The sequence below is a fragment of the Marinomonas spartinae genome (genome assembly GCF_016461715.1).
Taxonomy (GTDB): Bacteria; Pseudomonadota; Gammaproteobacteria; order Pseudomonadales; family Marinomonadaceae; genus Marinomonas; species Marinomonas spartinae_A.
The window spans coordinates 27,763-50,032 of sequence record NZ_JAEMUI010000008.1 but is presented as its reverse complement, the minus strand read 5'-3'; the positions used below and the strand labels follow the sequence as shown (position 1 = coordinate 50,032).

Here is a 22,270-nt window from a genome sequence, read left to right as displayed (position 1 = left end):
TAATCACTCCCTTATTAGCGTGCTTTTTGTTTGTTGTAGACATCGAAAATCACCGCTAACAAAAGCACTAGGCCTTTGATAACTTGCTGCCAATCGATCCCGATCCCCATAATCGACATGCCATTGTTCATGACGCCCATGATAAAGGCCCCAATCACCGCACCGATGATTTTCCCCACTCCGCCAGACATGGACGCCCCACCGATAAACACGGCCGCGATTACGTCTAGCTCAAAGGCAAAGCCTGCTTTGGGGGTGGCGGTATTCAAACGCGCGGCGAAAATCAATCCTGCGGCGGCCGCAAGCATCCCCATGTTGGCAAAGGTCAAAAACGTCAATCGTTCGGTATTAATACCAGACAGCTTGGCGGCTTTTTCATTACCACCCAGCGCATAAATACGACGCCCAATAACAGTGCTGTTGGTGACAAAGGTATAAATGGCAATCAAGACGCCCATCGTGATCAATACATTGGGTAAACCACGGTAGGTACTCAGTAAATAGCACAGGTAAATAATCGCCCCAGCAATCAGCGCATTTTTGACGATAAAGAAAACAAACGGCTCATCTTGAATGCCATACTTCAAGGCGCGAGAACGGGTACGAGCGGCGAGAAAGACAATAATGCTGGATGTGATCACACCGATAGCAATCGCCGTGACATTAGGTCGGCCAACCCCGAAGACATCCGGAATAAACCCTGTGCTTAATAATTGAAAACTGTCAGGAAAAGGCCCTACGGATTGACCTTGCAGTAAGGTGAGTGTCAAACCACGAAACACCAACATACCGGCCAGAGTGACAATAAAGGCAGGAATGCGCCAATAGGCAATCCAGTAGCCCTGAATCCCCCCGATGATCAAACCAGCAATGAGGCAAACGGGCACAACAACGATGGTTGGTAGGTGGTAATTCACCGACATCACGGCAGCAAGCGCGCCAATAAAGCCCACCACAGACCCCACTGACAAATCGATATGACCGGCCACAATCACCAGCAACATACCAATGGCCATAATAATGATGTAGCTGTTTTGTAAGAATAAATTCGTCAGGTTCGCCGGACGCATCAAGGTGCCATCGGTGAGAAACTGAAACATGCCCATAATGACAATTAACGCAATCAGCATGCCGTAGTCACGCATGTGCGATTTTAAATAAGCTCCAACAGTCGGTGCCGCTTGCGCCTCTGTGGAGATGGTTTCTTTTGTTGTATCCATTGGTTTACTCCCGTTACGCATTCACAATCATCGACATGATTTTTTCTTGGCTGGCTTGTGCTTTGTCGAGTTCTCCCACAAAGCGACCTTCGTTCATCACATAAATGCGATCACACATCCCTAATAGCTCCGGCATTTCGGAAGAAATCATCACCACTCCTTTGCCGTCATCGGCCAATTGATTAATGATGCTGTAAATCTCAAACTTGGCCCCCACATCTATGCCACGCGTGGGCTCATCGAGAATCAACACATCTGGTTGCGAATACAGCCATTTACTGAGCACCACTTTTTGTTGATTCCCACCGGAAAGGTTCATGACTTTTTGAAACACACTGGGGGTGCGTATGCGCATGGCTTTGCGGTATTCTTCCGAGACTCGGCGTTCTATGGTTTCGTCAATTACACCTCGGGAAGAGACACGTTCTAGATTCGCCAAGGTGGTATTGGTTTGAATGGTTTCTTCGAGGATTAAACCCAGCTCTTTACGGTCTTCCGTTACATAAGCCAAACCACACTGAATGGCTTTCGGGACGGTTGATACATCGACCTCTTGGCCTCGCAGGCTCACCTTACCTTGAATGTTTTTGCCATAACTTTTGCCAAACAAACTCATTGCCAATTCAGTTCGCCCTGAGCCCATTAGCCCTGCAATACCCACCACTTCACCCGCACGCACATGGAACTCAATGTCATGAATCATTTGTCGATCAAGGGAATCTGGATGCCATACATTCCACTCACGAACCTGCATTAATAATTCGCCTATGTGGCTGTCTCGTGCTGGGTATCGGTTGGCAATATCACGGCCCACCATGTCACGAATAATGTCAGCTTCGCTGATGTCGTTAACTTGGCAATCTAGGGTGGATACCGATGCGCCATCGCGAATCACCGTGATGCTGTCCGCCACGCGACTGATTTCATTAAGCTTATGGGTAATCAAAATGGAAGAGATGCCTTGGGCTTTAAACTCCAACAGCAAATCCAGTAGTTTGGCGCTGTCGTTTTCTTGCAAGGCGGATGTGGGCTCATCCAGAATCAGCAGTTTCACATCTTTCGCCAATGCTTTGGCAATTTCCACAAGTTGTTGTTTACCAACGCCCAGACGCCCAACCAAGGTGGCAGAAGATTCTTTTAAGCCGACTTTTTTGAGTAACTCTTGGGTTCTTTTAAAGGTGTGCGGCCAATTAATAATGCCGCCCTCAATATTTTCATTGCCTAAAAATACGTTTTCAGCAATGGATAACAACGGCACTAATGCCAGCTCTTGATGAATGATAATAATGCCTTGCTTTTCGCTGTCGGCGATGCCAGAAAAAGCCATCACTTCGCCATTAAACAGAATATCCCCTTGATAGCTCCCATGGGGATAAACACCACTCAGTACCTTCATTAAGGTGGATTTACCTGCGCCATTTTCACCAACCAAGGCGTGAATTTCTCCCTCCTTGACCTTGAGATTGACATTATCGAGCGCTTTCACACCAGGAAACGTCTTGGTAATGCCGCGCATTTCCAAAATAATATTTTCCATAGGAACCCCGTGAGCGGACGCATCATACGGCGTCCGCTGCTTTCTTGTTGTTATTGTTAAACGATGAGGTGAATACTTATTCGATTTGATCTTTCGTATAGTAGCCACTGCCTAGCAGGACTTTTTGCCAGTTGGATTTATCAACGGTAACCGGCTGAAGCAAATAACTGGGCACAATTTTCACGCCATTGTTATAGGTTTTGGTATCGTTGACTTGAGGTTTCACGCCATGCAGTATTGCTTGAGCCATATTAACCGCTTCATTTGCCAAAACGCGCGTGTCTTTAAAAATTGTGGAATATTGCTCGCCAGCAATGATGGATTTAATAGACGGAATTTCCGCATCTTGCCCCGTCACGATCGGCATGGGCATATCGCCGGAACCGTACCCCACCCCTTTTAAAGAGGATAGGATACCGATGGAAATACCATCGTAGGGGGACAAGACGCCGTCAAGACGTTTATTGGTATAATGAGCAGATAGCAGATCATCCATACGTGCTTGAGCGGTGGCCCCATCCCAACGTAAGGTACCGACTTTCGCCATGCCCATTTGACCTGATGGAATTTTGACCTTACCGGAATCAATCAGAGGCTGAAGCACCGACATGGCGCCGTTATAAAAGAAATAAGCGTTGTTATCGTCTGGCGAGCCACCAAACAGTTCAATGTTGTAAGGCCCTTTACCACGTTTTTCCATGCCACTCATCAAGGATTTGGCCTGTAACACGCCCACTTTAAAGTTATCGAACGTCGCATAGTAATCCACATAAGGAGAGTTTTTGATCAGACGATCATAGGAAATGACTTTGACTCCAGAGGCATGAGCATCTTCTAGGACATTGGTTAAGGTGGTGCCATCAATCGGTGCGATGACCAAAACATTGACGCCTTTCACTATCATGTTTTCGATTTGCGCCAGTTGATTGGGAATTTGGTCTTCCGCATATTGAAGATCTACCTTGTAGCCGGCGTCTTCAAATAATTGTTTCATAGAAGAACCATCGGTAATCCATCTTGCAGAGGATTTGGTTGGCATCGCAATGCCAACGTATTCTTGCGCGGCAAGCACACTATTGGTGCCAAAAATACTTGCCGCCATGATCAATCCGGCGGCCATTTTTTTAAAATAGTTCATTCGCTTCTCCTATCACAACCCCAAAAAAGACGGACTAACCACCTTCACATCAAGGCCATGTTGCGTTTGTTATCATTATTTTGAGCTAAGTCTGGAGCACTTTGGCTATTAAAAGCCTGTCTGGTCATAAGACCAAGTTACACATTAGGAGCTGTTCGCATACCAATCAAATAGAATATAGGTCACTTGATATACCATTTCTGGTATGCATTACTGTTTATGATGGAAAATTCAATGGGGTCTACATAAAACAACGCTTTACCTAATGAGCTTTGAAAGGATATTTCGTATCATGTAGGCGCGCTTTTTCGATCTGTTTTATTCTCCCATTTTAGTAGAAGGACACTATGGAATTTACTTGGATTTTATTCGCTTTTGTCTGTGGTCTGGCCGTTAAAATGATTAACTTGCCACCCCTTATTGGCTTTTTGCTAGCGGGCTTTTTATTAAACTATCTTGGTATGCAACCGAGCAGTATTTTGGACTCTCTTGCCAGTTTGGGGATTACCTTGATGCTGTTTAGCATTGGCTTAAAACTCCATGTAAAAGATTTATTAAAGCGCGAAGTATGGGCCTCTACCTTGGCTCATATGGGAATATGGTCGGTACTCTTTGCAGGCATCGCTCTGCTACTCGGTATTCTGAGTTTACCTTACTTTCATATACTCGATTTCAAAACAGCTGCCTTGCTTGGCTTCGCACTCAGCTTCTCAAGCACCGTATGTGTAATCAAACTGCTAGAAGAAAGCAGCGAGTTAAAAACGCGTCACGGTCAATTGTCCCTTGGTATCTTGGTTATGCAAGACATCGTCGCGGTGGTCTTCTTAGTCGTAGCAACGGGAAAAATTCCCTCGATTTGGGCTTTGGGGTTATTTAGCTTATTGCTGATCCGCCCACTGATCAACAAAATTGTCGATAAAGCGGGGCACGGTGAAATGCTCCCTTTAACAGGACTGTTTCTTGCGTTAGGCGGCTACGAACTCTTTTACCTAGTTGGCGTTAAGGGGGATTTAGGGGCATTAATTATGGGGGTCCTGCTCGCGTCACACCCTAAAGCCTCTGAAATGAATAAATCGCTGATGAATTTTAAAGACTTGTTTCTTATCGGCTTTTTCTTATCCATCGGTTTTACCGCGCTGCCGAGTTTGAGCATGGTCGCCATGAGCTCGATCATTACCCTGATCATTCTCGCCAAATTCGCCCTCTTTTTTGGCGTGTTTACCAAGCTCAAATTACGCAGTCGGACGGCCTTCTTGTCGTCTGTCGTCCTATCTAACTACAGTGAATTTGGCTTAATTGTCGTGGCACTGAGTGTGGCGAATGGCTGGCTGGCCAAAGAATGGTTGGTGGTATTGGCGCTTGCTGTATCGTTCTCCTTTGTGATCACCAGCGTACTCTATCGCAACGTGCACCGCGTCTATCGTAAGAATAAAGAGACCATTCGACGCTTTGAAAGTACAGACTGCTTACCTGAGGATCGTTTCATTCAGCCTCCCAATGCCGAAATTCTGGTGGTCGGCTTAGGCCGAGTCGGACGCGGCGCCTTCGATTCGTTAAAAGGACTGGTGGGAGACACGGTGGCGGGGATGGATGCAGATCGCAACCGGATTAACCAGATGCAAGACGCACAAGAAAATGTCTTCTATGGCGATGGGGAAGACGCCGATTTATGGGAACGTTTAGACACCTCGCGCATTCACCTTGTCCTGCTTGCTCTGCCAGCAGCAGAAGACACCACCAATGTCGCCATACAACTACGTAAAGCCAACTACACTGGGCAAATCGCTGCCATTGCCCGTTACCAAGACGAAAGAGAGATTCTTATCAACAGCGGCATCAATAATGTCTTCAACTTCTACACCGAAGCGGGTACTGGTTTTGCGGAAGAAAGCTTGGCGCTGATTCGTCCACCAGAAAACGCTACAGCATAATAACGGAATAAATAACCTCTCAGGCTATTTATTTAAGACCCAAAAGGCAGTATCTCAAAAGAAGTACTGCCTTTTATCAAAGCCACTCTATGAGTGCTAAATACAGCTTGATGTCTCTGCTGCGCGGTTGAACTTGCACGCCGCAACATAATAATGAATGATACCAGCTGAACATAAAGCATTTTATCTTTTCAAACACACTATCTTCAATTTCGAGCGACGATGACAACGCCTTTATATGATCACGTTTCATTTGAAAGTTCAGGCATTAGCCTGTGGTCTCATCTCGACTCGCCATTGACAGAAGAGATGATTCAGAAACTTTTAAAACCCCATACCAGTGCCAACTATTTTCTGATGTTCGTCAATGACAGCCTTGTTCATTATTGCGTGGATTTAAAAAATATCACGGTATCTGCAGGGCAAGTGCTATTCATCAAGCCGGGGCAAATTCGCATTCCCCCAAGCAGTAAAAACAAAGCAGAATACTACAAAGTTATTTTCAATGAAGAAATCTATGGCCTATTACCTAGCCCTTGCCGTTTTTGGTTGGATCCGCTGAATGAGCAAAAGGTGGCTATGTCAACGCAGGCATGGCAACGAATGAATGATGCATTAATGCTCTTGCGCACCGCTATCCAAACAGCCGCTCCTTTAACTATCAGAATGGCGTATTTAAATTCGGTGTTACAGGAATTAGAACATGCTTATTTTTCTAACGTTGAAAAGGAACCCAAGAAACGACAGGTTCAATCATTCCTTCAGTTCCAAACCCTGATTGAAAACGAGTTCATCGCGCAGCCCGCCATTTCTGAAATAGCAAAGACCCTTGCACTGAGTGATACCAGCCTATATCAGCTGGTAAAAGAATGGGCTGGAGTATCACCGAAAGAATACCTTAATCGCCGAGTTGTTTTAGAAGCTCAACGCCTACTGATTTACTCCAATCTATCGGTAAAAGAACTAGCGGTACAGCTAGGCTTTGCCGATGAAAACTACCTTTCTCGTTTTTTTCGAAAGCAAACAGGGCAATCGATTACAGACTTTTTAATGAAATTTAACGATATGTCTAGCTAGTACAATGATCTGTCTCTGTGTCATGTCCGCCCGTTTTTCTACACTACCTCTATCACAATGTATCAAGAGGTGTCGTAATGAAGAGGGTATTAATCACTGGCGCAAATCAGGGAATAGGGTTGGCAACAGCGAAGCATTTGGCTCATCAAGGATATTATGTTTACTTGGCATGCCGTAACCTAGATGCCGGAGCATTTGCCGTTGAAACGCTAAAAGCGGAAGGGATTGAAAATGCCTCCTGTGTCCTATTAGACGTTACCGATCAGGCATCAATTGATTTAGCGGTAGAAGAGGTGCTAAAGCACTCGAATAGCCTAGATGCGCTCATCAATAACGCGGGTATTCTGGGTAACGTCAACTCAGATGGAAGCGTCTCCATTGAAGAAATTAAACGCGTTTTTGAAACCAATGTTTTTGGCGTGATAAGCGTCACACGTGCTTTTCTTCCCTTGTTGCTACAGTCTGAGGCGCCACGTATTGTCCATATTAGCAGTGGACTTGGATCACTTACGAATCAAAGCGACCCAGACTGGTTGTTTGCTCAATACAAAAGCGAGGCTTACTTTCCCTCTAAAACAGCCCTTAATGCTTATTGTGTGGCACTCGCCGCCAAACTTAAATCAACAAGGTGTAAAGTTAACCTTGTTGATCCAGGCTTTGTCAAAACGGCTTTTAATGGCTTTCAGGGGTTACATGACCCAGCTAAGGCCGCGAAATTTATAAGCTATGCCGCAACGCTTCCTGAAGATGGTCCAACGGGTTGCTTCCTCTCAGAGTCAGAAGGATCATCAAATGGCATAATGCCTTGGTAAACCCCACCCGATCAGACGCTATAAGCGCGGCTTAAAAATAAAAAAATTCCATAAAAAAAACACGGAATCATGCACATGACACCGTGTTTTTTATTCCATCTAGTTACTTACGCTGATGTCGCCTCATCTATCTTGGCTTTTACCGCTTCTGCCTGCTCTGTGAGTTCTGAATAACGTTTGATGTCGCCGCCACGCTGAGCTTGCATGGCTTTTTCCAGCAGTACGCCATACTCTTTATCGAGCTTTTTGATGGGGTCGAACTTGAGAAAAGAAAACATACTTGGCCCTTTTGTCATGTGTGTCGAGTTCATACGCACCTAAAGGGTTTTTAGATGTTTTAATTTGTTCGCATCAAACTCTAAAATGGGTTGGTGTTGTTTGCGATTCTCTGCTCTCTCTAGAATACGTCGCCTGTTCGTATCATCTACGGTGTGCCAATCTAAAATATCCTGTAAGGATCGGTGGCAGCCAATACAGATATCCTTGTCATTTAAGCAACATTGTCGAACACAAGGGGTTTGGATCGTCATAAAAATCGTCCCTAATTCCAATACACAACGCTATAGTTTATCCCTCTAATAGTGCCACATGATTAAAAAATAAACAAAAAAAAATCCTCTCGTAAAACATCTAACTGTCATAAACACACTCTAGGATAGTGCCAAACAAAGTATAGGCAGGTTGTATGCTGAGCGTGAATAATAAAATGAGACAGTATTGGCAGTTGTTTTTTTTCCTTTCCCCGCTGTTGCTGCCTTTGCTTTTATTTTGGGTGTTGCCTTTTATTTGCAGCATCTACATCAGTTTTACGGACTGGGATTACATCTCTCCCACCTACGATTGGGTGGGGATGGATAACTACCGTTATATGCTTGATGATAGCCAATTCCTTCAAGCCCTTAACAATACTCTTGTTTTTTCCTTAGCCGTGGTGATTCCCACCGTTGCCATCGGTTTAGGGTTTGCTCTGCTTTTGCAAAAGCGCTTCGCGGGCAGCAGTTTCTTTCGCGCCATTATTTTTTCACCCTGGATCACCCCCACCGTGGCAGTTTCCATTGTGTGGTCTTGGGTGTTTGATAGCAAACATGGCCTTGCTAATGAACTATTAGGGCTAATAGGTGTTCCTTCTGTGAGTTGGTTTGAACACGGCAATACGGCCATGTTTGTTGTGGTATTAGTAACCATTTGGCAAGCCGTTGGCTGGACCATGCTGTTTTTTATCAGTGCTCTTAATAAGATCCCTTCAAGCATTTATGAAGCCTCGTTAATCGACGGCTGTTCGGCTTGGACACGCTTTCTAAAAATCACGCTCCCCCTTGTGTCACCAACCACGTTTTTCCTATTAATCGTCAATATTATCAATGCCATACAAGCCTTTGACCAATTTCAAATATTAACCCAAGGCGGGCCTGGTGGTGAAACGAGAACCCTACTTTACTGGTTCTATCAGTTGGCTTTCCAACAATATGACATGGGATCAGCCACGGCCACAGCAGTCATCATCTTCCTTATTACTGCGTTATTGACCTCTCTGAACGTCTGGATTGGTAAACGTTGGGTTTATTATTAAAGGGCATTCTTGTGACAACATCGATTCAAGAAAACACTCAGCAAATTCACTTAAGCCACAAAACACCTTGGCTGACGCTAAAACACGTCCAACAAGCCGCAAAGTACCTATTCCTGTCGGCCTGCGGTCTTTTTATGGTGTTTCCTTTTCTATGGATGTTTTTTGGTTCACTCAAGACCAATGATGAGATTTTTTCAAATCCTCTCGAACTGCTCCCCCAGCATTTTCATTGGTACAATTTTGTTGAGACCATGCAAAGCGCTCCCTTTGGCTTGTATATTTTTAACAGTTTCGAAGTCGCGCTCTTCACCACTTTATTGGTACTCGCCAATTCCTCATTGTTTGCCTACGCCCTAACGCGATTTACCTTCCGTGGTAAAACCGCCATGTTTAGCTTAGTGATGGCCAGCTATATGCTGCCTGCGGCGGTCACCTATGTGCCGTCTTACATTGTGCTCGCCAAACTGGACTTATTGGACACCCATGCTGGGTTAATACTCTCAAACGCTGCCAGTGTTTTCGGTGTGTTCTATCTTCGTCAGGTGTTTCTTAAAATCCATCCATCGCTAATCGAAGCAGCTCGAATTGATGGTGCGAGCGAGCTGAAAATCCTCTGGGCCATTGTTCTTCCCCAGTGTAAAGCGGCGCTAACGACCTTAGGTCTGATCACTTTTATCACCAATTACAATAGTTATATGTGGCCCAGTTTGGTCATCAATACTGCGGATAAGAACCTCATCGCGACAGGAATACGCCAATTTTTTATTGCGCAAGGGAACTACGGGTTGAACTGGTCTCATATCATGGCGGCAAGCACCATCGCCGTTGTTCCACTGCTGATTCTGTTCATGATCAGCCAAAAAATCATCCTGTCTGGCATCGCCGATAATGGCATTAAAGAGTGACTTTTATGATTCGAAATACAGTAACTTGGATTGGCTCCGCGTTGATCGCCTCATCGTTATTAGTAAGCCAAATGGCACAAGCCAAAACAACGGTCGAATTTTGGTATTCTGGCGGTACCAAACCACAAATCATGATGAAAAAATTGATCAAGGAGTTTAACCAAAGCCAAGATCAATACACTATTGTTCCTTCTCTGCAAGGCAATTACACAGAGACCTATCAAAAACTGCAAGCGGGGCTGGCTTCTGGTACCGCACCAGCCTTGACACTATTAGGTGGCGACCGTGCCAAAATCATGAACGATCGTCATTTAGTAGAAGATTTACGCCCATTAATGACGCCGTCTTTTCACTGGGATGATTTTTTGGGCGCCTTTCGTAAGCAGGTAACAGACAAAGATGGTATGGTCTTCGGCTTGCCCGCTTACGGCACCACGCAAATTTTGTACTACAACAAAAACATCTTAGCCAAATATGGTTTCACTAAAAAAGATCTGTCAACTTGGCAGGGTCTGGCGAAAGTTGCTAAAGCCGTCACACAAAAAAACAGCGATGGACAAGTGACCTTCTACGGCTGGGAGCCGATGTGGGGCGCGGGTAACCTCATGGATGCAGCTTATTCCAATGGAGGCCGTGTGATTAGTAAAGATGGTAAAAAAATCCTTTTCGACTCCCCGCAATGGATTACCGTATGGGACAGCTTCCGAAAATGGATACACAAAGATAACATCATGCGCATCCATAATGGCGGTCAAGGCTGGGAATATTGGTATAAAACCATTGACGATGTGATGAAAGACAGAGCATTAGGATACACCGGGTCATCTGGCGACCAAGGGGATTTAGACTTCACCAAACTGGCGGCAACCATTCAACCTGGTTGGGGCAATCACCCTGCGGCACCAGAAGCCAGTGCATTAGTATTACAAATTCCTAAGGGCACCAGTAAAGCCAAAGCCAAAGGGGCTTTCGCCTTTATGGCCTTTTATACCGATGCCAAAAACACCGCCGCTTGGTCTATGTATACAGGTTATATTCCCGTTCGTAAAAGCGCAGAAAAAGATGCTGATTACCAAGCGTTTGTGAAAGATCATCCCCAAGCGTTGGTACCGTTAGAGCAAACAAAATTGGCCACTCCCCTTTTTACCGATCCAACCAAGGGTAAGATTATAGACGCGCTGAGAGTCGCAGCCGATCAAGTGGAAATTCAAAACATTCCAGCGGCAACCGCACTCAAACAGGCAGCCAGAACGGCACAACGCGCTTTAGATCGTGCTAATCGCCAACATTAGTCGGATCAGGCAGGCCTCTGGCCTGCCGATTCTCGGGAGATAAATCATGCTGCAATTCTCTGATGAAGTGAGCTTCGGACATCACACGCAAACCTTCACCGTCAGTGACCCCATCTCGACACTCACTATTGAAGGTTCGACTGTTAAGCGCGGCTTTCTTTACCTATTGGTTATTGATCCCAATGGGGCATTACGGGCCAATGTCTTATTAGAAAAAAGACACAAACGATTGGCCATGAGCGAAACACAAGCGAGTGTCGGGGCGATTAAAGGCGAATTACCAACGGGCACTTGGCGTTTGGAGTTTGTTAACGTAGAAGGCGAGTTTCGACAACTTAAACCCATGCAATACAGCCTAGACATAACTTTTGATGCGCCAATAGACAATGCCTTTGTTGGTGTCGAATCGCTCAAGGGCGACCAACACATTCACTTCGATATGCAACGTAGTCTGTCGTCTGAATCTCGTTGGTATCGAGGCGACTTACATGCTCATACTAACTTGTCTGATGGACAAAACCCTTTAGAAGACGTTCTGCCCATCGCCAAATCTCAAAAACTCGATTTTCTCTTTATCACTGAGCACAACATGTGCCATGGTCAATTACCCGAAGACCCAGAGTGTCTTATTTTACCGGCAATGGAAATCACCACAGATTTAGGACATTGCAATATTCATGGTCCCGCCAGAACCTTGGACATGCTGGATTCTGACATCACCAGTAGCGCCTTGTTGGATCAAGCCGTTGACATCAAAGAGCAACGGGGCAACTTAAGCATCAACCATCCAATGATGCTGCCCTGGCATTGGCATTACGATCATCTCCCTTTAAGGGCGATTACCTCCTTAGAAATATGTTGTGACCCCACTTGGTCGACCTCCCCCCAAGCCACAGAAAAAGCCTTGGCGTTATTAACCCTCCTATGGAATGCAGGGCATCGTGTTACCGCCGTTGGCGGCAGCGACAGCCACCTCACTCCAGAACAACGTAACCCCAAAGCGACTGAGCCTTCTATCTATGGCGACCCAGCCACCTATGTTTGGGCAAACACCTTAAATGGCGAGGCCATTTTGTCTGGCATTCAAGCCGGGCACGTGTACTTTGAGCGCACCTGCAAACTGCATGTCGCCATCAACCAAGGTAACGTGTTCCCCGGTGACGATGTGGGCAATGGGCTAGTGACCTGGCAAATTTCTGTCGATAACCAAGACCATGAGTTTTATGGCCAATGGATTGCTGATGGCGACCTCATCGCAGAACATGATCTCACCACTCAGGCACAAAGCATCCAAGTGTCCATGGAAGATTATGCTTGGGTACGAGTGGATATCCGTCGTCGAAACCGAGAGAAGCATGGCGGGCAAGGCGACATTGATGGCGTCATCAATGCCGTTTACAACGGTAACCGTCCCTGTTTCCACCAGCCGACGGCCTCTTACTGGTCAGATCTCAACCTAGCTAACACCATCAGTCTGTTTTAGATGTCTGAGACAAACAACATCCTATTTTGGTCTTAATCGTACACGGGAAATTGACATGGCAGCTGTCACGCTCAATCAAATAGAAAAAACCTACCCAAATGGCTTTCAAGCCGTTCATGGTATCGATCTGCACGTTCAAGATGGCGAATTTATGGTACTGGTGGGTCCATCGGGTTGCGCTAAATCAACCACTCTTAGAATGATTGCAGGCCTTGAAGACATCAGCTCAGGAAAGCTCAGTATTGGCGACAAGCAAGTTAACCACTTACCTCCGAAAGACCGTGGTATTGCCATGGTGTTTCAGAACTATGCCCTTTACCCACATATGTCTGCTTATGAGAATATGGCCTTTGGATTAAAGCAGCTCAAATTGCCTAAAGAAGAAATACAAGCGCGTATTAATCAAGCGGCACAAAGCTTGGAAATCACCAATTTATTACAGCAAAAGCCTAATGAAATGTCAGGAGGTCAACGCCAACGTGTCGCATTGGGCAGAGCCATCGTTCGCAAACCGGATGTTTTTTTGTTTGATGAACCTCTGTCTAATTTGGACGCTAAACTACGTGTATCCACTCGTATTGGTATCGCCAAATTACATCAAGACCTAAAAGCCTCTGGACAACAGGCCACGATGATTTACGTCACTCATGATCAAGTGGAAGCCATGACCTTAGGAGACCGAATTTGTGTACTCAATGCGGGCAAAATTATGCAAGTGGATAAACCCATGCATTTGTATCATTACCCTGCGAATAAGTTTGTGGCGGGGTTCATCGGCTCACCGGCAATGAATTTGGCCAAAGCCATGCTAGAGCGTAAAGACCAACATTGGTTTATTACGATTGGCTCCCTCTCATGGCGCTTACCGGATGTGTTGACGACACGTTTGACCGTAGACAGTTCTCAGCCTGTTTGGCTGGGTATTCGTCCTGAGCACATTCGTCAGGCAAAAACAGAAGCGAGGCATGATAACACCATCGATGTGGTCATTAGCGTGGTAGAAGCCATGGGGAATGAGCAATATCTCTACTTTGAATGGTTAGGACAAGAGTGGATCTCGCGAATGGGGCTGGAGGGCCTAGAGCATATTCAAATTAACAGCCCTCAAGCACTCACCCTTGATCTAACAAACGTCCATTTGTTTGATCAAGACACAGAACAAAGCTTACTTCGTCCCACTTTCTAGACATTAAAAAAGCCTCTCCCAATCTGGAGAGGCTTTATCGTTACTCTGATCCACCTAGAGGTATGAGATAGATGGAAACAGCTTATACATCTAGAAAGTCCATGATGCCTTCAGCGGCTTTACGACCTTCATCAATGGCGGTAACCACCAAATCCGAACCGCGCACCATATCACCACCAGCAAAGATTTTTTCATTGGTTGTTTGGTACATAAAGGCGCCTTTTTTCGGTGCTACCACACGACCACGTGAATCCGTCTCAATGCCAAAAGTTTCAAACCAAGGCGCTGGGCTGGCTTGGAAACCAAAGGCAATCAAGACCGCATCCGCAGGAATAATCTGTTCACTGCCTTCGATCACTTCTGCGACTCGACGGCCATTTTCATCTGGCTCGCCCATTTGAGTCTCAACGACTTTCACCCCTTCCACTTTGCCATCGCCGATGATTTCAACTGGCTGACGATTAAAGACAAATTGCACGCCCTCTTCACGGGCGTTTTTCACCTCGCGACGGGATCCTGGCATACTTTCTTCGTCACGACGGTAGGCACATGTCACCCCTTTCACCCCTTGACGAATCGCCGTACGGTTACAGTCCATCGCGGTATCGCCCCCGCCCAAGACAACGACTTGCTTACCTTTTAGGTTGATATAGTCGTCTTCACTTTCCTCGAAATCGAGGCAGTGGTTGACGTTAGAAATCAGGTAATCCAAAGCATCATAAACCCCTGGTAGGTCTTCCCCGGGGAAGCCCCCTTTCATGTATTTATAGGTTCCCATGCCAAGGAAAACCGCATCATACTCTTCTAATACATGATCAAATGGCACATCTTCGCCAACGGACGTATCCAAAACAAACTCGACGCCCATTTCTTCAAAAATTTCGCGACGACGGGTCATGACGCTTTTTTCTAGTTTGAATTCTGGAATACCAAACGTCAGCAAGCCGCCAATTTCCGGGCGTTTATCAAATACGACGGGCTTGATGCCATTACGAACCAGTACGTCAGCACAGGCTAATCCGGCAGGGCCCGCACCAACAATGGCAACCGTTTTATTCACTGGCACCACGTGAGACATATCCGGACGCCAGCCTAAAGCAAATGCGGTGTCGGTAATGTATTTTTCGACTGAGCCGATGGTTACCGCACCAAATCCCCCTTCCCCAAGGGTACAGGCCCCTTCACATAAACGGTCTTGTGGGCACACACGACCACACACTTCAGGTAAAGAGTTGGTTTGGTGGCTAAGCTCCGCCGCTTCAATAATACTGCCCTCACTGACCAGTTTTAGCCAGTTTGGAATGTAGTTGTGAACCGGACACTTCCATTCACAATAGGGATTACCACACTCTAGGCAACGGTGAGATTGATCCTTTGCATTGGTCTCTTCAAAGGGTCGATAAATTTCGACGAACTGAGACTTCCGAGTGATTAAAGGCTTCTTCTTCGGATCCTTACGGTCTACTTCGACGAATTGAAATGCGTTGTTCAAGCGCTCAGACATAAGCTGCTATCTCCTGTGGCCGCTTGCTTGCAAGCGGCACTGTTCTTCAAATGGGTCAAACTGATTCATATACGGTGTCCAAGACACCCCAACCAACAGCGTGTTTTATTCCGGACGTTGACGAGTATTCGCCAAAAGGGCCCCTAAACTGGCGGCTTTTGGTTTCACTAGCCAGAACTTACCAATGTAGTCATAGAAGTTCTCTAGGATTTCTTGGCCCCATTCGCTGCCTGTTTCACGCACATATTCTTCAATAACACTACGAAGATGCGAACGATATTCTTCAGTAATCTCGGTACCTACCCGTTGGATTTCCACCAATTCATGGTTGTACTTATCGACAAAGGTACGATCTAAGTCGAGAACATAGGCGAAACCGCCCGTCATCCCCGCACCAAAGTTGTACCCTGTATCCCCTAGTACCGTTACCAAGCCGCCTGTCATGTACTCACAACAGTGGTCTCCAGCACCTTCGATGACTGCATAGGCCCCTGAATTACGAACCCCAAAACGCTCACCCGCTGTACCAGCCGCAAACAATTTACCGCCCGTTGCACCGTACAAACAGGTGTTACCAATAATGGCTGATTGTTGCGATTTGAACATCGAGCCTTTTGGTGGACGAATCACCAGCTTACCACCCGTCATGCCTTTACCAACATAATCGTTAGCATCGCCTTCAAGGTACATATTCAAACCACCCGCATTCCACACGCCAAAGCTCTGGCCTGCGGTTCCGGTTAATTTCAAGGTTAATGGTGCATCAGACATGCCTTGGTTGCCATAACGTTTAGCAATTTCACCTGATAAACGAGCACCGATAGAGCGATCACAGTTTGTCACATCAAAAGTAAACTCACCGCCTTCTTTTTCTTCTACTGCGTCTTTTACCGCCTCCCACATTTTGAGCGCCAATAGGCCTTTATCATGGGGTGGGTTAAAGGGCGTCTGGCAATATTGCACTTTTTCCGCCGAGATCAGGTCATTTTGTAAAATCGGTGACAGATCCAAATTATGCTGTTTATCCGTTTCACCCGGCAAAATGGCCAGTAGATCCGTACGTCCAATCAAATCTTGCAGACTTGCTACACCCAGCTTCGCCAACCATTGACGGGTATCTTCAGCCATAAAACGGAAGAAATTCTTCAACATGTCAACCGTGCCAATAAAGTGCTCGTCTCGTAACATTTGATCCTGAGTCGCCACCCCTGTCGCACAGTTATTCAAGTGACAGATACGCAAGAATTTACAGCCCATCGCAATCATTGGCGTGGTACCAAAACCAAAGCTCTCAGCCCCCAAAATGGCCGCTTTCACAACGTCTAGGCCAGTTTTTAAGCCGCCATCTGTTTGTAGCCGAATTTTGCCACGCAGGTCGTTAGAGCGCAGCGCTTGCTGTGCTTCGGCTAGACCTAACTCCCAAGGCGACCCCGCATGGCGAATCGAAGTAATTGGCGATGCCGCCGTACCACCGTCGTAACCAGAAATGGTGATCAAATCGGCATACGCTTTGGCAACACCAGCAGCAATCGTCCCCACACCCGGTTCGGAAACCAGCTTCACTGAGACCAAAGCATCTGGGTTGACTTGTTTCAAGTCGAAAATAAGCTGAGCCAAATCCTCGATAGAGTAAATATCATGATGAGGTGGCGGAGAAATCAAGGTCACGCCCGGTACCGCATAACGCAAACGAGCAATTAAGCCATTTACTTTACCACCTGGCAGCTGACCACCTTCCCCCGGTTTGGCACCTTGCGCCACTTTAATCTGCAGCACTTCTGCGTTTACCAGGTATTCTGGTGTCACACCGAAACGACCAGAGGCAATCTGCTTAATCTTAGAACGACGTTCTGTCCCATGACGAGCGGGATCTTCCCCACCCTCGCCAGAGTTAGAGCGACAACCTAATTCGTTCATCGCCTGTGCTAAGGCTTCGTGTGCCTCAGGAGATAATGCCCCTAAAGACATACCAGCCGAGTCAAAACGAGGCAAAATCTCTTCAATCGATTCCACCTCATCAAGGGCGATAGGTTTGGCTTTATCAGAAATGGTAAACAAATCACGCAACATGGATGCTGGACGGTTATTCACCAGTTCGGTGTATTTGGTGAAGTCCTCAAAACGACCACTACCCACCGCTACCTGCAGATTACGTACCACATCTGGGTTAAACGCGTGATACTCGGCTTCGTGGACGTATTTTAAGTAGCCCCCCTGTTGGATAGGTTTACGCATCTTCCAGGCATTATTTGCGATCTTCTGCTGATCTTTCTGGAAGTCCTCAAAACGTGCGCCCTTAATACGACTAGGAACGCCTTTGAAACACAGATCAACGACCTTGTCATCCAGCCCCACGGCTTCAAATAGTTGTGCACCGCGATAAGAGGCAATGGTGGAAATACCCATTTTCGAGATAATTTTCATCAGGCCTTTGTTAATACCTTTACGGTATTTCACGTGGCAGGCAATCGGATCGCCCAATACTTCACCTTTATCAATCATATCGTTGATTAAACGGTACGACAGATAAGGGTAAACAGCAGTGGCGCCAAAGCCCAATAACACCGCGAATTGATGGGGATCACGAGCAAACCCCGTATCAGCAATGATATTTGAATCGCAGCGTAGACCTTTCTTGGTTAAATAATGGTGAACCGCTCCCACTGCCATGGGGGCAGGAATTGGTAATAAACCTTTTTCCAAATCGCGGTCTGTCAAAACGACTATTACAGCACCGTTACGCACCACTTCTTCTGCGCTCAGTTGCAAGTTTTTAATTGCTTGCTCAAGGGAGATCTCTTCTGGATTGTAATAGGTACTCAAACGCACCAAACGGAAACGATGATCATCCAATGCTAACAAACGGCTGTATTTGCGTGCCGATAAAATGGGCGACGACAGAATAATACGGTTAGCGTGTTTAGGCGTTTCTTCAAATAAGTTACGTTCGACACCAATACAGGTCTCCAACGACATCACCACAGACTCACGTAGCGGGTCAATGGGCGGGTTAGTCACCTGAGCAAACTTCTGACGGAAATAATCCGTTACAGGACGTGTCTGGCTCGACATGACCGCCATCGGCGTATCGTCCCCCATTGAGCCAACGGCTTCATGACCGCTCTCAGCTAAAGGACGGAAAATCTGTTCACGCTCTTCAAAAGACACTTGGAACATCTTCTGATAGGTGGACATTTGGTCTTTGGTAAAAGGTTCAAACTCAAGGGATGACTCTTCCAACAAAGATTCGATACGAATGGCTTCTTGCTTCAACCATTTTTTATATGGATGCATCGACTTAAGACGATTATCAATATCGTCTGTATGCAACACTTGGCCAGTTTGTGTATCAACCACCAGCATCTGACCTGGGCCAACACGACCTTTGGACACCACATCTTCTGGTTTATAACCATAGGTGCCAACTTCTGAAGCCAGGGTAATAAAGCCATTTTTGGTGACTACCCAACGTGCAGGGCGCAGACCATTACGATCCAGCATACAGATGGCGTGACGACCATCGGTCATTACCAAGCCCGCTGGGCCATCCCAAGGATCCATGTGCATCGAATTGTACTGGTAAAAAGCACGCAACTCTGGGTCCATGTTTTCGACGTTTTGCCACGCAGGTGGAATGATCAAACGAGCCGCACGGAAAATATCCACCCCACCAGTAACCAAGACCTCCAGCATGTTATCCATGGAAGATGAGTCGGAACCCGTTAGATTAACAATCGGTTTAAGGTCTTGTAGCTCAGGAATCAGCGGCGTGCGCAACTTGCTGCTACGTGCCAATGCCCAGTTACGGTTGCCTTCGATGGTGTTGATCTCACCATTGTGCGCCAACATGCGGAAAGGCTGGGCCAATGGCCATTTAGGCAAGGTGTTGGTAGAGAAACGTTGGTGGAATACACAAATTGAGGTTTGCATTTTTTCGTTGCCTAAATCTTTATAAAAGAATGGCAAATCCACTGGCATCATTAAGCCTTTGTAGGCCAACACTTTGTCAGACAAAGAGCAGATGTAGAAGTTTTCGTATTCCGCGAGCGCCATTTCACTTTGACGACGCGCCACAAACAAGCGTGTTGAGAAGGTACGTGCATCCATACGGTTGCTATCAACAAACACTTGCTCGATCCGAGGCAAGCATTCCATGGCGATCACACCAAGACAAGACGCATCGATTGGCACTTCGCGCCAACCCACGACATTTAAGCCTTCATCCGTCAGCTTTTGACTTAGCGTATCGCGTTGCTGACTGGCAAGCGCTTCGTCTTGATCAAGAAATACCATGCCAATGCCATACAGATCAGACAAAGTATGGCCAAATAAGGTTTGTGCCTCACCACGTAAAAACAAATCAGGCTTCTGAATCAGAAGACCACAGCCGTCGCCAGTTTTGCCGTCGGCTGCGATACCTCCACGGTGTGTCATACATGTCAAAGACTCAATGGCTGTCTTAAGCAATTCATGACTCGTATTGCCTTCCATGTGAGCAATTAAGCCAAAGCCACAGTTGTCTTTGAACTCGCCAGGACGATAAAGGCCTGCATTCATACACCAACTCCCACAGTTGAAACGTAAATAGTTTGAATAGAACTGAATTAAAAAATCGTCGGACAGATGAACTTTATTGAAGCTTTATTAAGGTGCAAAACGCGCTTCGAAATGATTGTTATTGCGTCCAATCTGCCTAAAAGGAAAATCATACTACCTCGCGACGAGACGCGACTCAAATCATGTTCGGCTCTTTTTCGCTTAATTTGGCGTTATTTAGCAGTGCTTTAACAGGAATTAGAGTGTCTAAGGAGAATTATCTATGGTTGGGGAATTTACAAACAGAAAAATCCTCTGTTCATTGAGATTTTTCAGAGAAAAATGGTTTTTTACACTTTTTATTGAGACAGCGAATAAAAAATAGACGCGAAACTGACGAAGGAAGACGTCCATTCAAGCCAAAAACCCTCTGACTAAGAGGGTATCCCCCTCTCCCCCAGACGTTTCAACTAAGCTTGTCATCATTAGAAGATTATTCTGCTTTTTTGATGTCTTGCTGAATGCCTCGTACACTTCGCGACCAAGGATCTAACTTGCGTAAGTCTTTTGGCAAAGACTCAGAGGCACTAATCGCTTCACTACGGTTGCTGTATAAACCATATACCACCACATACCAATCTCGGCCCTTGTGTTTCGTTTTAAAATAACTAAACACACTGATGCTGCCCTGATCTTTGATAAAATCTTTCACCGTACTGAGACTGTAGGTACCCAGTAACTGCAAGGTGTAATCTCTAGGGTTTTGCGTCAGCCACCACTGGGTTTTATTAAATGGGTCTGCACTTTTGTCTACATCGACACTCTCTTTTGAGACAGCTACGGGAACGGGGGTAGAGGATGCGACTGTCGAGTCTCCCGTTTCAGACGATGGCGCAATCGTTGGCGCAGGTTTCGCTTGCGGTGCTTCATTACGAATGGGCGCGGTCGGCACAGACTGCGTCATTGAGGGCTGAACAGATGTAACCTGATCTTCTTTAGGCTCGGCGGGAATGGGCGGTAAGCTAATTTTCCCTTCCCCAATTTTACGTTGCATTTCATCAATTTTAGCCATGGTGGCTGACGTAGACGTCTTCTGTTGTGACGCAACCTTAGGCGGCGAAAGAGGAATCACGTTGCTCTCTTTCGTCGTAAACACATCCTCGTTTTTATCCGCCCCAGAGCCATTAAATAAAACCGCCACTAGAATACCCAACATCACCACACACAATAACGCCATGTGAACCAAGGGAAACCCCAAGGCGATATTAAAACGGCCTTTTTTGGGTGGCTTGCCACCATTGCCCATCATGGCTTGAGCTATTTCATTAATGGGTCCTGGGTAACCGCCAGAGTCATGATGAATTTGTTTAATTTGCTTGTCATTGAAGGGCAAATTAATATTTCCCCCTACGGCGCGCACCCGATGTAGTAAGTACGCTCTCGTCTGCTCCAAGGAATAGGGCGTCATTGTCAAAGAATGGCTTAGCTGCTCATAACGCGTGCGCTGATAGGCATCCAGGTTTCGTCCTAGAGACTGTTCCGTGAATAACGCCACGTGTGGTACGGATTGATTTTCTGTCGCCAAAGACATCATATCTAGCAACATGGTAATGGCATCGGTATTTAGCTCTTGAGCATTATCAATCAGCACCAGCGCTTTTTGCCCACGGGATTCCAAATCATGAGAAAATTTCAATAAAGGCCCGAAGGTTGCCTCATTTGGCGGTTCCTTCATGAACTTGGAAAAGCCGCCATAAATGGCTTGCAACAACTGCCCCGCCGTCATTAGCATAGTGGCTTTGACTTCGCTAATAATAGTGCTGTCATCCTGATTACGGGCAAACTCCATTAAAAAGCGACTTTTTCCACTGCCTTTTGGGCCTAGCACGACAGATAGCAAATTACTGTAACGACTGAGGTGCTCCAAAAGCGCAAGCTGTTGGTTACCTTCCTCACTAGCAAAATAGGCAGAGGTGTCTTTCGAGCCGAAAGGATCCCGCAGCGTCGTTTTGGGCGGCTGATCAAGGGCTTTTTCTAAATCGAACTGAAAATTCGGCTCTGACATATTTGTCCTTTGGA

General features: G+C 46.3%; 16 protein-coding genes. 8 read left to right on the top strand and 8 right to left on the bottom strand.

The window, feature by feature from the left end:
• Positions 1–14: 14 nt before the first annotated feature.
• The 3 genes from mmsB to chvE all read right to left on the bottom strand — a co-directional run bounded on the left by mmsB (position 15) and on the right by chvE (position 3,895).
• Complete coding sequence (gene mmsB, locus JHD45_RS09425) at positions 15–1,220, bottom strand: multiple monosaccharide ABC transporter permease (protein WP_199476265.1); 1,206 nt, start codon at positions 1,218–1,220, stop codon at positions 15–17.
• Positions 1,221–1,233: 13 nt separating this feature from the next.
• Positions 1,234–2,757 (bottom strand): multiple monosaccharide ABC transporter ATP-binding protein, encoded by a 1,524-nt coding sequence (gene mmsA, locus JHD45_RS09420; protein ID WP_199476264.1) that lies wholly within the window; start codon positions 2,755–2,757, stop codon positions 1,234–1,236.
• Positions 2,758–2,833: 76 nt separating this feature from the next.
• Complete coding sequence (gene chvE / locus JHD45_RS09415) at positions 2,834–3,895, bottom strand: multiple monosaccharide ABC transporter substrate-binding protein (RefSeq protein ID WP_199476263.1); 1,062 nt, start codon at positions 3,893–3,895, stop codon at positions 2,834–2,836.
• Between the two features lie 347 nt (positions 3,896–4,242).
• Here chvE and JHD45_RS09410 point away from each other — a divergent pair, with 347 nt between their 5' ends.
• The 3 genes from JHD45_RS09410 to JHD45_RS09400 all read left to right on the top strand — a co-directional run bounded on the left by JHD45_RS09410 (position 4,243) and on the right by JHD45_RS09400 (position 7,715).
• A complete protein-coding gene (locus JHD45_RS09410) occupies positions 4,243–5,826 on the top strand; it encodes a cation:proton antiporter family protein (RefSeq protein WP_199476262.1) in 1,584 nt (527 codons plus the stop codon).
• A gap of 222 nt (positions 5,827–6,048) precedes the next feature.
• A complete protein-coding gene (locus JHD45_RS09405; RefSeq protein WP_199476261.1) occupies positions 6,049–6,903 on the top strand; it encodes a helix-turn-helix domain-containing protein in 855 nt (284 codons plus the stop codon).
• A gap of 77 nt (positions 6,904–6,980) precedes the next feature.
• Complete coding sequence (locus JHD45_RS09400; protein ID WP_199476260.1) at positions 6,981–7,715, top strand: SDR family oxidoreductase; 735 nt, start codon at positions 6,981–6,983, stop codon at positions 7,713–7,715.
• Positions 7,716–7,822: 107 nt separating this feature from the next.
• On the opposite strand, the gene JHD45_RS09395 is transcribed toward JHD45_RS09400, so the two are convergent.
• Positions 7,823–7,993 (bottom strand): DUF6435 family protein, encoded by a 171-nt coding sequence (locus JHD45_RS09395; protein ID WP_199476259.1) that lies wholly within the window; start codon positions 7,991–7,993, stop codon positions 7,823–7,825.
• Positions 7,994–8,032: 39 nt separating this feature from the next.
• The gene (locus JHD45_RS09390) at positions 8,033–8,245 is read right to left on the bottom strand and encodes a DUF1289 domain-containing protein (RefSeq protein WP_199476258.1); all 213 of its coding nucleotides are present in this window, start codon (positions 8,243–8,245) and stop codon (positions 8,033–8,035) included.
• A 155-nt stretch (positions 8,246–8,400) separates the two neighbouring features.
• Between JHD45_RS09390 and JHD45_RS09385 the strand changes: the two genes are divergently transcribed.
• The 5 genes from JHD45_RS09385 to JHD45_RS09365 are packed head-to-tail and all read left to right on the top strand — an operon-like array spanning position 8,401 to position 14,151.
• Positions 8,401–9,285: a carbohydrate ABC transporter permease gene (locus tag JHD45_RS09385; protein ID WP_199476257.1), complete on the top strand. Its 885-nt coding sequence runs from the start codon at positions 8,401–8,403 to the stop codon at positions 9,283–9,285.
• 11 nt (positions 9,286–9,296) lie between these two features.
• Positions 9,297–10,190 carry a carbohydrate ABC transporter permease gene (locus tag JHD45_RS22260; RefSeq protein WP_199476256.1) on the top strand — a complete coding sequence of 298 codons (894 nt, stop codon included), beginning with the start codon at positions 9,297–9,299 and terminating at the stop codon, positions 10,188–10,190.
• A gap of 5 nt (positions 10,191–10,195) precedes the next feature.
• Complete coding sequence (locus tag JHD45_RS09375) at positions 10,196–11,482, top strand: extracellular solute-binding protein (protein WP_199476255.1); 1,287 nt, start codon at positions 10,196–10,198, stop codon at positions 11,480–11,482.
• A gap of 46 nt (positions 11,483–11,528) precedes the next feature.
• The gene (locus tag JHD45_RS09370) at positions 11,529–12,965 is read left to right on the top strand and encodes a CehA/McbA family metallohydrolase (protein ID WP_199476254.1); all 1,437 of its coding nucleotides are present in this window, start codon (positions 11,529–11,531) and stop codon (positions 12,963–12,965) included.
• A gap of 55 nt (positions 12,966–13,020) precedes the next feature.
• A complete protein-coding gene (locus tag JHD45_RS09365) occupies positions 13,021–14,151 on the top strand; it encodes an ABC transporter ATP-binding protein (protein ID WP_199476253.1) in 1,131 nt (376 codons plus the stop codon).
• Positions 14,152–14,233: 82 nt separating this feature from the next.
• Here JHD45_RS09365 and JHD45_RS09360 read toward each other — a convergent pair whose 3' ends face one another.
• From JHD45_RS09360 to JHD45_RS09350, 3 genes are all read right to left on the bottom strand, one after another.
• Complete coding sequence (locus tag JHD45_RS09360) at positions 14,234–15,655, bottom strand: FAD-dependent oxidoreductase (RefSeq protein ID WP_199476252.1); 1,422 nt, start codon at positions 15,653–15,655, stop codon at positions 14,234–14,236.
• A 105-nt stretch (positions 15,656–15,760) separates the two neighbouring features.
• A complete protein-coding gene (gene gltB, locus JHD45_RS09355) occupies positions 15,761–20,212 on the bottom strand; it encodes a glutamate synthase large subunit (RefSeq protein WP_199476251.1) in 4,452 nt (1,483 codons plus the stop codon).
• Positions 20,213–20,684: 472 nt separating this feature from the next.
• Positions 20,685–22,256 (bottom strand): SPOR domain-containing protein, encoded by a 1,572-nt coding sequence (locus JHD45_RS09350; RefSeq protein WP_199476250.1) that lies wholly within the window; start codon positions 22,254–22,256, stop codon positions 20,685–20,687.
• Positions 22,257–22,270 lie beyond the last annotated feature (14 nt).